Origin of the sequence: Mycobacterium sp. 23, from assembly GCF_048287075.1 — a bacterium.
GTDB lineage: Bacteria > Actinomycetota > Actinomycetes > Mycobacteriales > Mycobacteriaceae > Mycobacterium > Mycobacterium gordonae_B.
The window spans coordinates 1,782,680-1,796,599 of record NZ_JBLVUX010000005.1 but is presented as its reverse complement, the minus strand read 5'-3'; the positions used below and the strand labels follow the sequence as shown (position 1 = coordinate 1,796,599).

The 13,920-nt window shown below is 67.8% G+C and carries 11 protein-coding genes; 9 read left to right on the top strand and 2 right to left on the bottom strand.

The annotated features are described in order from the left end of the window. The first annotated feature begins 134 nt into the window (after nt 1-134). The 3 genes from ACNQS7_RS09170 to ACNQS7_RS09160 are packed head-to-tail and all read left to right on the top strand — an operon-like array spanning nt 135 to nt 4,728. Entirely contained in the window at nt 135-1,790 is a 1,656-nt protein-coding gene (locus tag ACNQS7_RS09170) for a DAK2 domain-containing protein (protein WP_418012311.1), read from the top strand. Then, nucleotides 1,790-4,018: an ATP-dependent DNA helicase RecG gene (gene recG, locus ACNQS7_RS09165; RefSeq protein WP_418012310.1), complete on the top strand. Its 2,229-nt coding sequence runs from the start codon at nt 1,790-1,792 to the stop codon at nt 4,016-4,018. Before ACNQS7_RS09170 ends, recG begins: the two co-directional genes overlap by 1 nt. Nucleotides 4,019-4,026: 8 nt before the next feature. Continuing rightward, the gene (locus tag ACNQS7_RS09160) at nt 4,027-4,728 is read left to right on the top strand and encodes an HNH endonuclease family protein (protein WP_418015941.1); all 702 of its coding nucleotides are present in this window, start codon (nt 4,027-4,029) and stop codon (nt 4,726-4,728) included. Nucleotides 4,729-4,804: 76 nt separating this feature from the next. Here ACNQS7_RS09160 and ACNQS7_RS09155 read toward each other — a convergent pair whose 3' ends face one another. Continuing rightward, nucleotides 4,805-5,653, bottom strand: a complete 849-nt coding sequence (locus ACNQS7_RS09155) for an aldo/keto reductase (RefSeq protein WP_418012309.1) — start codon at nt 5,651-5,653, stop codon at nt 4,805-4,807. 196 nt (nt 5,654-5,849) lie between these two features. Here ACNQS7_RS09155 and ACNQS7_RS09150 point away from each other — a divergent pair, with 196 nt between their 5' ends. The 6 genes from ACNQS7_RS09150 (at nt 5,850) to coaD (ending at nt 12,952) form a co-directional block, all read left to right on the top strand. Further along, nucleotides 5,850-6,968 (top strand): alpha/beta hydrolase, encoded by a 1,119-nt coding sequence (locus ACNQS7_RS09150; RefSeq protein WP_418012308.1) that lies wholly within the window; start codon nt 5,850-5,852, stop codon nt 6,966-6,968. Nucleotides 6,969-7,040: 72 nt separating this feature from the next. After that, nucleotides 7,041-7,796 (top strand): DsbA family protein, encoded by a 756-nt coding sequence (locus ACNQS7_RS09145; RefSeq protein ID WP_418012307.1) that lies wholly within the window; start codon nt 7,041-7,043, stop codon nt 7,794-7,796. A 3-nt stretch (nt 7,797-7,799) separates the two neighbouring features. Further along, nucleotides 7,800-8,423, top strand: coding sequence for a vitamin K epoxide reductase family protein (locus ACNQS7_RS09140; RefSeq protein WP_418012306.1), 624 nt, complete (start codon nt 7,800-7,802; stop codon nt 8,421-8,423). A 14-nt stretch (nt 8,424-8,437) separates the two neighbouring features. After that, complete coding sequence (locus ACNQS7_RS09135) at nt 8,438-11,821, top strand: pyruvate carboxylase (RefSeq protein WP_418012305.1); 3,384 nt, start codon at nt 8,438-8,440, stop codon at nt 11,819-11,821. A gap of 72 nt (nt 11,822-11,893) precedes the next feature. Further along, nucleotides 11,894-12,448: a 16S rRNA (guanine(966)-N(2))-methyltransferase RsmD gene (gene rsmD / locus ACNQS7_RS09130; protein WP_418012304.1), complete on the top strand. Its 555-nt coding sequence runs from the start codon at nt 11,894-11,896 to the stop codon at nt 12,446-12,448. Nucleotides 12,449-12,472: 24 nt separating this feature from the next. After that, the gene (gene coaD, locus ACNQS7_RS09125) at nt 12,473-12,952 is read left to right on the top strand and encodes a pantetheine-phosphate adenylyltransferase (protein ID WP_310785327.1); all 480 of its coding nucleotides are present in this window, start codon (nt 12,473-12,475) and stop codon (nt 12,950-12,952) included. Here the strand turns inward: coaD and ACNQS7_RS09120 are convergent. After that, entirely contained in the window at nt 12,949-13,908 is a 960-nt protein-coding gene (locus tag ACNQS7_RS09120; protein WP_418012303.1) for a metallophosphoesterase, read from the bottom strand. The two genes, coaD and ACNQS7_RS09120, sit on opposite strands and share 4 nt — an antisense overlap. Between the last annotated feature and the right edge of the window lie 12 nt (nt 13,909-13,920).

Sequence of the window (13,920 nt, the reverse complement as noted above, 5' to 3'; positions counted from 1 at the left end):
CCCAGGATACCGACTGTGGTCGGCAACCTCCAAAACGCCTCCCGGCGGCTGTCGCCCCGGCTGACTAGGCTCTTGCACGGTTACTCTGGCGCGCACCGGGGGCCCGGAACGTGCAATAAGGAGGTGGGGTCGGGTTGGTCACGTCGGATCGTCCGTTGGACGGCTTGGCCCTGCGCGACTGGGCGCACACCGCGGTCAGCGACCTGATCACCCACATCGACGAGATCAATCAGCTCAACGTGTTCCCGGTCGCCGACTCCGACACTGGCGCAAACATGCTGTTCACGATGCGTTCCGCGCTGGCGCAAGCCGACACGGAAGCCGATCGGGACACCGACGTGGCCCGGGTGGCCGCCGCGCTGTCGGCCGGGGCGGTCACCGGCGCGCGTGGCAATTCCGGGGTGATCCTGTCCCAGATTCTGCTGGGTATCGCCGAGGTGACCGCGGATGCGGCCGGCGACGCCGGCGGCGACCTGCCCGCCATGGACGCGGCAACGCTCGGTGCGGCGCTGTGGCGCGGGGTGGAGCTGGTGGTGGCTTCGATGGGGGGCGACGAGGTTCCGGGCACCATCGTTTCGGTGTTGCGGGCGGCGGCCACTGCCGTCGAGCAGTCCGCGGCGGCCGGCGACACGCTGCCCCGCGCGGTCATCGACGCGGGTGACGCGGCGGTGGTGGCCCTGGAGAAGACCACCGAGCAGCTCGACGTACTCGCCGACGCCGGCGTGGTCGACGCCGGCGGCCGGGGTCTGCTGGTCATGCTGGACTCACTGCGCTCGACCATCACCGGAAGCGCGCCCGCACGGTCCGTCTACGAGCCCTCGCCACAGTCGCGTCCCGCCGACACCGCCGCCCGGCGTCCGGCCCCGCAGTTCGAGGTGATGTACCTGCTGGCCGGCTGCGACGCGGCGGCGGCCGACACGCTGCGCGACCGGCTCGGCGAACTCGGCGATTCGGTCGCCCTCGCGGCGACCCCCTCGGACAGCTATTCGGTGCACGTCCACACCGACGACGCCGGCGCCGCCATCGAGGCCGGGGTCGCGGCGGGCCAACTGAGCCGGATCGTGGTCTCGGCGCTCAGTTCCGGCGCCACCGGCCTGCCTCCGGGCAGCTGGACCCGCGAGCGGGCGGTGCTGGCCGTCGTCGACGGGGACGGCGCCGACGAGTTGTTCGCCGGCGAGGGTGCCTGCGTGCTGCGGCCGGATGAGGGCACCGACATCACCGCCCACCAGCTGGTTCGTGCCGTGGTGGACACCGGCGCCGCCCAGGTGATGGTGCTGCCCAACGGGTACGTGGCCGCCGAGGAGCTGGTGGCGGGCTGCACCGCCGCGAACGGCTGGGGCGTGGACGTGGTGCCGGTGCCGACCGGGTCGATGGTGCAGGGGTTGGCCGCACTCGCCGTGCACGACCCCGACCGCCAGGCCGTCGACGACGGTTACTCGATGGCGCGAGCCGCCGGGGCGGCCCGGCACGGGTCGGTCCGCATCGCCACCGAGAACGCGTTGACCTGGGCGGGCACCTGCAAGCCGGGTGACGGCCTGGGCATCGCCGGCGACGAGGTGCTGATCGTGGCCGCCGATGTCGCCGCGGCGGCCATCGGCCTGCTGGATCTGCTGTTGGCGTCCGGCGGTGACCTGGTGACGGTGCTGACCGGGTCCGAACTCGCCGACTCCGACATCGCGGCGGTGGGCAGCGTCCTGGAACGGCACATGCATGACCGGCATCCGGGCAGCGAGCTGGTGGTCTACCGCACCGGGCATCGCGGCGACGTGCTGTTGATCGGGGTGGAGTAGTGGGCGTAGGGCTGGGTGATCGCCTCGACCTGGTCATCGGCGCGAAGTCCGCCGGCCCGCTGGACGACGTGTTCGGCATCAAAACCGTCGGCGACCTGCTGCGTCACTACCCGCGAAGCTACGTCGCACGCAACGGCACGCGCGGCATCGAGGACGAGCGGCCCGAGGAAGGCGAGCACATCACCATCGTCGACGTGATCACGGCCGCGTCGCCCGGCTGGATGAAGAAGCGGTCGCCGAACCAGAAACAGCGGAAATTCCTTCGGATCACCGTCGGATCCGGCCGCGGCAAGGTGACGGCGACGTTCTTCAACGCGGAATACATCATGAAGGACCTCACGGAAGGCACCAAGGTGATGCTTTCCGGCGAGGTGGGCTACTTCAAAGGAGCCATGCAGTTCACCCACCCGGACTACCTCATCCTCGACTCGCCACATGGAAGGACTCACGGCAGTAAATCCCTGCGCAGCATCGCCGACGCCTCCCGAAATTCCCGCGGCGAAGTGGCGATGGAGGAGTTTGAGCGTCCCTTCTACCCGATCTACCCGTCCAGCGCGAAATTGCAGACCTGGGACATCTATGCGTGCGTGCTCCAGGTCCTCGCCGTCTTGGATCCGGTGCACGAACCGCTGCCGGCGGACCTGCGGGCCCGCTACGACCTGATCGGTGAAGACGAAGCGCTGCGCGCCATCCACCTCTCCGACGTGGAATCGCTGCGCGACAAGGCCCGCCGCCGGCTGACTTTCGACGAGGCCGTCGGTCTGCAGTGGGCGCTGGTCGCCCGCCGGCACGGCGAGCTGTCCGAATCGGGACCGGCGGCGCCGCCGCGCCAAGACGGCCTGGCGGCGGAGTTGATGCACCGGCTGCCGTTCGAACTGACGAAAGGCCAGCGCGATGTCCTCGCGGTGGTGTCCGACGACTTGTCCGCGACCCGTCCGATGAACCGGCTGCTGCAGGGTGAGGTCGGTTCGGGCAAGACGATCGTCTCGGTGCTGGCCATGATGCAGATGGTCGACGCGGGTTATCAGTGTGCGTTGCTTGCGCCGACTGAAGTGCTTGCGGCGCAACATCTTCTGTCGATCAACAGCGTGCTGGGCCCGTTGGCGATGGGGGGTCAGCTGGGCGGGGACGACCGGGCAACCCGGGTGGCGCTGCTCACCGGGTCGATGACGGCCGGGCAGAAGAAGAAGGTCCGCGCCGAGATCGCGAGCGGCGAGGCGGGCATCGTCATCGGCACCCACGCGCTGTTGCAGGAGGCGGTGGAGTTTCACAAGCTGGGCCTGGTCGTGGTCGACGAGCAACACCGATTCGGTGTTGAACAGCGAGATCAGTTGCGCGCCAAGGCTCCCGCCGGAATCACCCCGCATCTGCTGGTGATGACGGCGACGCCGATACCGCGCACGGTCGCCCTCACCGTGTACGGCGACCTGGAGACGTCCACCCTGCGGGAGCTGCCGCGGGGACGTCAGCCGATCACCAGCAGCGTGATTTTCATGAAGGACAAGCCGGCATGGCTCGATCGGGCCTGGCAGCGGATCAGAGAAGAGGTTGCCGCCGGCCGCCAGGCATATGTGGTGACACCGCGGATCGACGAAACCGAGGCCGACGCCAAAAGTGAAGAGCGGCCTTCGGCGACAGCCGAGGGGACGTTCGCCCGGCTGCACGCCCGGGAACTGGCGGACCTGCGACTGGGTCTCATGCACGGACGGCTGCCGGCCGACGAGAAGGAAGACGCGATGACGGCGTTCCGTGCCGGCCAGATCGACGTGCTGGTGTGCACCACTGTCATCGAGGTGGGCGTCGACGTCCCCAACGCCACCGTGATGCTGGTGCTGGATGCCGACCGGTTCGGTATCAGCCAGTTGCACCAGCTGCGTGGGCGCATCGGTCGTGGGCAGCATCCCAGCCTGTGCCTGCTGGAGACCTGGAGCTCGGAGGGCTCGCAGGCCGGTAGGCGGTTGAAGGCCGTCGCCGCAACCATGGACGGATTCGCGCTCGCCGACCTGGACCTCAAGGAACGCAAAGAAGGAGATGTGCTGGGCCGCAACCAGTCCGGCCGGGCGATCACGCTGCGACTGCTGTCGCTGGCCGACCATCTGGAGTTGATCGAGGCCGCCCGCGAGTACTGTCTGGCCGCTTACGAGGAGAACCCCGCCAACCCCGACCTGGCCCTGGTGGCAGCGCCTTTCACCAACGCAGACCGCATCGAGTACCTGGACAAGTCGTGAGACCACGGATGTTGTGGTGGCTGGCCGCCGTCGCGGTGCTCGCCCTGGTGGTCGCCTATCAGGCGTTGGGATCGTCGGCGGCCCGCCATGCCGACGAATTCGCCGCCCGCGCAGACGTTCCCACCGTGGCGCCCGGCGCCGACGTGCTGGAGGGCATCGCCGTGGTCCCGATGCGACTGCACCGCTATGACTATCTGCGCTCGGCGTTCGGCGATGCCTGGACCGACGACAACGACGCCCCGGGCGGCCACAACGGTTGCGACACCCGCGACGACATCCTCAACCGCGACCTGGTGGACGTCACGCACGTCTACACCAAGCGCTGCCCCGAAGCGGTGGCCACCGGCATCCTGCACGACCCGTACACCAACTCCGTCATCGCGTTCCAGCGCGGCGCCAAGGTGGGCGAGGCGGTGCAGATCGACCATCTAGTGCCGCTGTCCTACGCCTGGGACATGGGCGCCAACGGCTGGCCGGTCGCGCAGCGGGTGCGCTTCGCCAACGATCCCGCCAACCTGCTGGCCGTACAGGGGCAGGCCAACCAGGACAAAGGTGATTCGCCGCCGGCGCTGTGGATGCCGCCCAACGCCGCATTCGCCTGTCAGTACGCGGTCCAGTTCATCGCGGTGCTGCGCGGTTATGCGCTGCCGGTGGACCAGGCCTCGGGTGACGTACTGCGCCGCGCCGCGACCACTTGCCCGGCCGGCTGAGCCGCCGAGCGTGAATTTCGCGACGCGACGCGCCGAGGCAGCGTCGTGTAAGTCACTCTCGGCGAAGCGAGGGTACTCAGGTGCCGGCGTAGGTCTCCGGGTCCGGACGAAGCCGGGTGCCGTCGTTCAGTCCGTTCAGCGCATTCATGTGCTCGGCGGCCAGCTCGAAGCCGAACACGTCCAGGTTGCCCGCGATGTGTTCGGCATTGGCCGAGCGGAACACGACCGAGTTGCCCAACTGCACGTTCCAGCGCAGCAGCACCTGCGACGCCGTCTTGCCGTATTCGCCGGCGATCGAGGTGACGGTCGCGTTGTCGGCCAACCGCCCCAGCGCCAGCGGGGTGTAGGCCTGTGTGACGATCTGGTGCCCCTCGTTCGCCTTGCGCACTTCCTCCTGGTTCAGCAGCGGGTGCAGCTCGATCTGGTTGACGGCCGGCGTGACGAACGTCAGGTCGATCACCATCTCCAGGTACTCCGCGGTGAAGTTGGACACGCCGATCGAGCGGGCATGTCCTTCACCGCGGGACTGGATCAGTCCTCCCCAGGAGTCCACGTACTTGCCCTGCGCCGGCGCCGGCCAGTGGATCAGGTAGAGGTCGACGTAGTCGAGACCGAGCCGCTCCAAACTGGCCTTGCAGGCGTCCTGGGCGAAGTTGAAGCCGTGGTTCTCCGTCGCGAGCTTGGTGGTGACGAAAAGCTCAGCTCGCGGGATACCGGAGGCGGCGATCGCACGACCCACCGCGGCCTCGTTGCCATAGGCAGCGGCCGTGTCGATGAGTCGGCAGCCCATCTCCAGCGCCGCCGACACCGCGCGTTCGGTCTCGTCCTCCGACAGTTCCGCGGTACCGAGGCCAAGCACCGGAATCGTGTTCTCGTCGTTGAGGGTTATTGAGGGAACCGCCGCGGCGCCCGACTCGCCAGTCACGTAATTTCACCTGCCTGTTTGAAGTGAATGCTCTCCGATCTCGGGACCACGATATTACTGAGCTATATAAGCCACCTAATCAACCCGCTGTGAGTGTCCGAATTCGCCGATATGGCCACGACGTACAGTTGGTCGCGGGGTACGCCGGAATCGGTGAGTCGTCTAGCGTCACGAAAGTTCTTGTAGGGAGCGGCCCATGACCAAAAGTCTGCCAGGCACGCAAGACCTCCATCCCGGGGCAACGGATGCGCCGACCGGGTGGTTGACACGCGTGCAGAACACCATCACCACCACTGGCATGAAAGTCATTCCGTGGATCCCGTCCGCCGCGAAACGGCTGCTGACGCGGGGCCGCTCGGTGATCATCGACGGCAACACCCTCGACCCGACGCTGCAGCTGATGCTGACCGGCATGCGCGCCGCCGGTATCGACGGCCTGGTGGTCGACGACGACCCGGGATCCTCCCGGACCCTGATGCACGACAGCATGGTGGCGCTCCCCGGACCGCAGATCCACGTCGAGGTCACCGAGATCTCGCTGCCCGGACCGGCCGGCGAGATCCGGGCCAGGCATTACCGTCCGCCCAACGGCGACAACGCGCCCCTGCTGGTCTTCTACCACGGCGGCGGATGGGTCATCGGTGACCTGGACACCCACGACGCGCTGTGCCGGTTGACCTGCCGCGACGCGGGTGCCCACGTGTTGTCCATCGACTACCGCCTGGCGCCGGAGCATCCGGCGCCGGCCGCGATCGAAGACGCCTACGCCGCTTTTCAGTGGGCCTGCGAGAACGCCGCCCAACTCGGCGCCGCTCCCGGGCTGGTCGCCGTCGGTGGCGACAGTGCGGGCGGGAACCTGGCAGCCGTCGTCAGCCAGCTGGCCCGCGACGCCGGCGGCCCGGTCCCGGTGCTGCAGTGGCTGATCTACCCGCGCACCGATTTCACGGTCAAGACCCGCTCGATGAGCCTGTTCGCGCGCGGATTCCTGCTGACCAAGCGCGACATGGACTGGTTCCAGGCGCAATACCTGCGCGGTTCCGGCATCGACACCACCGATCCGCGGCTGTCGCCGGCGCTGGCCGAATCGCTGTCCGGGCTGGCGCCCGCGCTGATCGCCGTTGCCGGATTCGACCCGTTGCGCGACGAGGGCGTGGACTATGCCACGGCCCTGCGGGCGGCCGGCACCGACGTCGACCTGCGCTACATGGGGTCGTTGACGCACGGGTTCGCCAATCTTTTCCAGCTGGGGGGCGACAGCGCCGTGGCGACGACCGAATTGATTTCGGCGTTGCGGGCGCACCTGAGCCGGTGCTGACCCGCCTCACCAGTGCCGTCGGTAGTCTAGAGGCGCCCGACTGCGGGTAAGTCAACGAAACGTGAGGATCTCGTGGCCGACAAACCCAAGCGCCCCGCCCGACTCGACCTGAAGTCCGGTGACGGCAAGTTCGGCAGGCTCATCCAGATCGGCGGCACCGCGATCGTGGTGATCTTCGCCGTCGTCCTGGTCTTCTACATCGTGACGAACAATCACAAGAAGACCCCGGTCAGCGGAGAGGGCGCCGTCCGCGTCACCTCCAGCAAGCTGGTCAGCGATAACGGCAAGCCGAAAGCCCTGGTCGCCTTCTACGAGGACTTTCTGTGTCCGGCGTGCGGCAACTTCGAGCGTGGCTTCGGGCCCACGGTCTCCAAGCTGATCGACATCGGCGCCATCGCCGCGGACTACTCCATGGTCACGATTCTTGACAGCCCGCGAACCCAGAACTACTCCTCGCGGGCCGCGGCCGCCGCTTACTGCGTGGCCGACGAGTCCATCGAAGCGTTCCGCCGGTTCCATTCGGCGCTGTACAGCAAGGACATCCAGCCCGAAGAGACCGGCACGAAATTCCCCGACAATGCGCGACTGATCGAGATCGCCCGCGAGGCTGGTGCGGCGGGCACGGTGCCGGACTGCATCAACAGTGGCAAGTACATCTCGAAGGTCACCGGCCTGGCAGCGGCCAGCAACATCCGCGCCACCCCGACGGTCCGGATCAACGGCGAGGAATACGATCCGTCGACACCCGAGGCCCTGGTCGCCAAGATCAGGGACATCGTCGGGAACATCCCCGGCATGGACGAGGCTTCGGCAGCGTCGAAGACCTAACCGATGTCAGTCGACGTTGTCGCCGAGGAATCCGGCGAACTGAAACCGACGGGCACGGGTGTGCCCGTGCTGAGCGCGTGGTGGGTGTTGATCGGCGGCGTGATCGGCCTGCTCTCCTCGATCACGCTGACCGTGGAAAAGATCGAGCTGCTGCGCAACGCCGCGTACGTGCCGACCTGCAACATCAACCCGATCTTGTCGTGCGGCTCGGTGATGGTGACCAAACAGGCGTCGGTGCTCGGCTTCCCCAACCCCCTGGTCGGCATCGCGGGCTTCACCGTGGTGGTGGTCACCGGGGTGCTGGCGGTAGCGAAAGTGCCACTGCCCCGGTGGTTTTGGACCGGCCTGGAGGTTGGGCTGGCGATCGGTGCGGTGTTCGTGCACTGGCTGATCTTCCAGAGCCTGTACCGGATCGGGGCCCTGTGTCCGTACTGCATGGTGGTGTGGGCGATGACCATCACGCTGTTGGTGGTGGTCGCGTCCATCCTGCTCCGTCCGACGCTGGACGACCGCGGCCTGTTGCGGTTCCTGTTCGGGTGGCGGTGGTCGTTCGTCACGTTCTGGTTCACCGCGGTCTTCCTGCTGATCCTGGTCCGCTTCTGGAACTATTGGTCAACACTCATCTGAGTTAGGGGTCAAGGGTGATCTCCAAAGTGCTGGTGGCCAATCGCGGCGAGATCGCGATCCGGGCGTTCCGCGCCGCTTACGAACTCGGCGTCGGCACCGTCGCCGTCTACTCCTACGAAGACCGCAACTCACTGCACCGGCTCAAGGCCGACGAGTCCTATCAGATCGGTGAGGTAGGGCACCCGGTGCGCGCGTACCTGTCGGTGGACGAGATCGTCGAGACGGCCCGCCGCTGCGGAGCGGACGCGGTTTACCCGGGCTACGGATTCCTCTCGGAGAACCCGGATCTGGCCGCGTCGTGCGCGGCAGCCGGTATCGCTTTCGTCGGCCCGGGCGCGGAAGTGCTTGAGCTGACCGGAAATAAGTCCCGGGCCATCGCGGCCGCACGGGAGGCGGGCCTGCCGGTGCTGGAGTCGTCGGCGCCGTCGTCGTCGGTGGACGAACTGGTGGCGGCCTCTGAAGCTATGCGGTTTCCGTTGTTCGTCAAGGCCGTTGCCGGCGGCGGCGGCCGTGGGATGCGCCGCGTCACCGACAGCGGGGCGCTGCCCGAGGCGATCGAAGCCGCCAGCCGGGAAGCCGAGTCGGCGTTCGGTGACCCGACGGTGTACCTGGAGCAGGCGGTGTTGCGTCCGCGCCACATCGAGGTGCAGATCCTGGCCGACACGCACGGCAACGTGATCCACCTCTACGAGCGCGACTGCAGCGTGCAGCGGCGCCACCAGAAGGTGATCGAGCTGGCACCGGCGCCGAACCTGTCGCCGGAACTGCGCGACAAGATGTGCGCGGACGCGGTCGCCTTCGCCCGCCACATCGGTTACAGCTGCGCGGGCACCGTCGAATTCCTGCTCGACGAGAGCGGCGACTACGTCTTCATCGAGATGAATCCGCGGATTCAGGTGGAGCACACCGTCACCGAGGAGATCACCGATGTCGACCTGGTCTCCAGCCAGCTGCGCATCGCCTCCGGCGAGACGCTCGAAGACCTCGGCCTGACCCAGGATGCCGTGCGGCCGCACGGTGCCGCCCTGCAGTGCCGCATCACCACCGAGGATCCGGCCAACGGTTTCCGCCCGGACACCGGCCGGATCAGCGCCCTGCGCACCCCCGGCGGGGCCGGCATCCGGCTGGACGGCAGCACCAACCTGGGTGCGGAGATCAGCGCGCACTTCGATTCCATGCTGGTCAAGCTCACCTGCCGGGGCCGGGATTTCCAGACCGCGGTCAACCGGGCACGACGCGCCATGGCGGAGTTCCGGATTCGCGGGGTGTCGACGAATATCCCTTTCCTGCAAGCGGTTCTGGACGACCCGGACTTCCAGGCCGGTCGCGTCACCACGTCGTTCATCGATGACCGGCCGCACCTACTGACCGCGCGCACCTCGGCGGACCGCGGCACCAAGATCCTCAACTATCTGGCCGACGTCACCGTCAACAAACCGCACGGCACCCGGCCGTCGAAGGTGTACCCGCAGGACAAGCTGCCCGATATCGACCGGGACACCCCGCCGCCGGCCGGTTCCAAGCAACGGCTGGTCGAGCTCGGCCCGGAGGGGTTCGCCCGATGGCTGCGGGAGTCACCGGCCGTCGGGGTGACCGACACGACGTTCCGTGACGCCCACCAGTCGCTGCTGGCGACCCGGGTACGCACCAGCGGATTGCTGATGGTGGCACCGCATCTCGCGCGGACCACGCCGCAACTGCTGTCGGTGGAGTGCTGGGGCGGTGCGACGTACGACGTGGCGCTGCGTTTCCTGAAAGAGGACCCGTGGGAGCGGTTGGCCGCCCTGCGCGAAACGATCCCCAACATCTGCCTGCAGATGCTGTTGCGGGGCCGCAACACCGTGGGATACACGCCGTATCCGGAGATCGTCACGTCGGCCTTCATCGAGGAGGCAACTGCCACCGGCATCGACATCTTCCGCATTTTCGACGCGCTCAACAATCTGGACTCGATGCGCCCGGCCATCGATGCGGTACGCGAAACCGGTTCCGCGATAGCCGAAGTCGCGATGTGCTACACCGGCGACCTGTCCGATCCGGGGGAGCGGCTGTACACCCTCGACTACTACCTGCGCTTGGCCGAGAGCATCGTGGAGGCCGGCGCGCATGTGCTGGCCATCAAGGACATGGCCGGCCTGCTGCGGGCACCGGCCGCGCACACCCTGGTCAGCGCTTTGCGCAGCCGGTTTGACCTGCCCGTGCACGTGCATACCCACGACACGCCCGGCGGCCAGCTCGGCAGTTATGTGGCGGCCTGGCAGGCGGGGGCCGACGCGGTCGACGGGGCGGCCGCGCCGATGGCGGGCACCACCAGTCAGCCGTCGCTGAGTTCGATCGTCGCCGCGGCGGCGCACACCGACTATGACACCGGCTTGTCGCTGGAGGCGGTGTGCGCGCTGGAGCCGTACTGGGAGGCGTTGCGAAAGGTGTACGCGCCCTTCGAGTCTGGGCTTCCGGGCCCGACCGGGCGGGTCTACCACCACGAGATTCCGGGTGGCCAGTTGTCGAACCTGCGCCAGCAGGCGATCGCGCTGGGGCTCGGTGACCGGTTCGAGGAGATCGAAGAGGCGTACGCGGGGGCCGACCGGGTGCTGGGACGGCTGATCAAGGTGACGCCGTCGTCGAAGGTGGTCGGCGACCTGGCGCTGGCGCTGGTCGGTTCGGGCCTGTCCGCCGACGAATTCGCCTCGGAGCCATCCCGTTTCGACATCCCCGACTCGGTGCTCGGTTTCCTGCGCGGCGAGCTGGGCGATCCGGTGGGTGGCTGGCCGGAGCCGCTGCGTGAGAAGGCGCTGGCCGGTCGGGCGCCGGCCAAGCCGGCGCCCGAGCTGACGGCCGATGACGAGAACGCGCTGTCCGCACCCGGCCCGAAACGGCAGGCGACGCTGAACCGACTGCTGTTTCCGGGCCCGACAAAGGATTTCGAGGAACACCGGGATATCTACGGCGATACTTCGCAGTTGTCCGCCAACCAGTTCTTCTACGGCCTGCGCCAAGGCGAAGAGCACCGGGTGAAGCTGGAGCGCGGCGTGGAGTTGTTGATCGGGCTCGAGGCGATCTCGGAACCCGACGAGCGCGCCATGCGGACCGTCATGTGCATCATCAACGGCCAACTGCGGCCGGTGCTGGTGCGCGACCGGAGTATCGCCAGTGCGGTACCGGCCGCCGAGAAAGCCGACCGCGGCAACCCGAATCATGTAGCGGCGCCGTTCGGCGGGGTGGTCACCGTCAGCGTGTCCGACGGCGACGAGGTGAGCGCCGGGCAGACCATCGCCACTATCGAGGCGATGAAGATGGAAGCCCCGATCACCGCGCCGCACGACGGCACCGTGGAACGCGTCGTGCTGTCGAGCACCGCGCAGGTGGAAGGTGGAGACCTGCTGGTGGTGCTGCGCTGACGCGTCGGCGACGATGCAGAGCGTTAGCGATGTGGGGGCACCGCCCGCTTGCGGGGGAGAGGAGCGGCGCAGATGCCTAGGCTCATCGGGGGCGTCGCCGGGGGCCGGCGGCTCACGGTTCCGCCGCGCGGGACGAGGCCGACCACCGATCGGGTGCGCGAGTCGCTGTTCAACATCCTCTCGGCGCGCCTGGACCTGACCGGCCTGGCCGTGCTCGATCTCTACGCGGGCTCCGGCGCACTGGGCCTGGAGGCACTGTCGCGCGGGGCCGCGTCGGCGGTGTTCGTGGAATCCGACCAGCGCACCGCGGCCGTCCTGGCGCGCAACGTCACCGCCGTCGGTCTGCCCGGCGCGGTGGTGCGCCGTGGCCCGGTGGCCGCCGTCCTGGCGGCGGGGGCGGCGTCACCGGTTGACCTGGTGCTGGCCGACCCGCCATACGACACCGAAACCGCCGATGTCGACGCGGTTCTGGCCGCGTTGGGCACCCATGGCTGGGTGCGGGAGGGGACCGTCGCGGTGGTGGAGCGCGGCGTCGGCAGCGCGCCGCTGACCTGGCCGCCGGGCTGGTCGGTGTGGCCGGAGCGGGTTTACGGCGACACTCGTCTGGAGCTGGCCGAGCATGAGTGACCTGCCCTGCTAGCGTCATCGGTTATGAGCGGCGCGGTATGCCCCGGGTCCTTCGACCCCGTGACGTTGGGCCACATCGACGTCTTCGAGCGCGCCGCCGCCCAGTTCGACGAGGTAGTGGTCGCGATCCTGGTCAACCCGGCCAAGAAGGGCATGTTCGACCTCGACGAGCGGATCGCGATGATCGAGGAGTCGACGGCGCACCTGCCCAACCTGCGGGTGGAATCCGGCCAGGGGTTGGTGGTCGACTTCGTCCGGTCCGTGGGGATGAACGCGATCGTGAAGGGTCTGCGCACCGGAACCGATTTCGAATACGAGCTGCAGATGGCGCAGATGAACAAGCATGTGGCCGGGGTGGACACGTTCTTTGTCGCGACCGCGCCGCGGTACTCGTTCGTCTCGTCGTCGCTGGCGAAAGAGGTCGCGATGCTGGGCGGCGACGTGACCGAGCTACTGCCCGAGCCGGTCAACCGCCGCATGCGGGAGCGGATAGCCCAGCGTTAGGCGCCGCACTGCCAATAGTTCTCGGCTCGGATGGTAGTTTCGCCGGACCAACGGTAGGCGGTCAATTTGCCGCCCTTCGCCGCGCTGAAGTCCACGCAGGCGCAGTGCGCCGTCCAGTCTCGGGCGTGTTGCGGGCTGCCGTTGCGCCAGTAGTGGCCGTAGAACGCCGGTACCGTCTGCGTGTAGGTGTAGGAGCGCTCTTCGGGTGAGACCTCGATGTCCGGCAGGTCGGGGTAGGGCGTGCCGTCTGCAGCGGTGAAAGTGTCTGCGATCTCCGCGATTTGGCGCACCGTGGTGGCGTTGCCGTCCCACCAGCGGATTCGCGCACTGCCGCGGAGGTGATTGTCCTTGTCCTTAAAGGGTGGCAGGTCGCGGGCCGTGAGGCTGATCTCGGGACCCTTGAGTAGCACTTCGACGGCCTCGTAGAGTTCGTGGCCTTTGGTGGCGGCGTCGACGAACTGGTGTGCGGCGTCGAAACGGTGCGAACCAAGTTGTCGTTCAACTGTTTTCATCGACTCGTCGTGCCAGCAGGCGTGTACCACGCGCAGATCGCCGAGGTCGAGCCACAGCGGGAGGGTCGCGAACCAGGCCACGTAGTGGGCCCGCTGGTCGTCGGTGAGCTGGTCGAGGAACTGCTGATGCTGGCGGGTGTTCTTGTCGCTGTGTTCCCGCAAGTGGCGCCCACTGCCGGACGGATGCTCGGTCGCGTACCCGATCGCGTTGAATTCGTGGTTGCCCATGACGATTTGAGCGCTGCCGTCGTCGACCATGGCCTTGACGATTTCGAGGACGCGCAGTTGCTCGCTGCCGCGGTCGACCAGGTCGCCGACGAAGATCGCCTGGCGCTGCGGATGCCGGAAGACGCCGTCCCCACCTTCGTACCCGAGCTCGATCAGCAGTGTCTGCAGAGCGGAAGCACAGCCGTGGATGTCGCCGATGATGTCGTAACCCTGCACGAACCGATCATC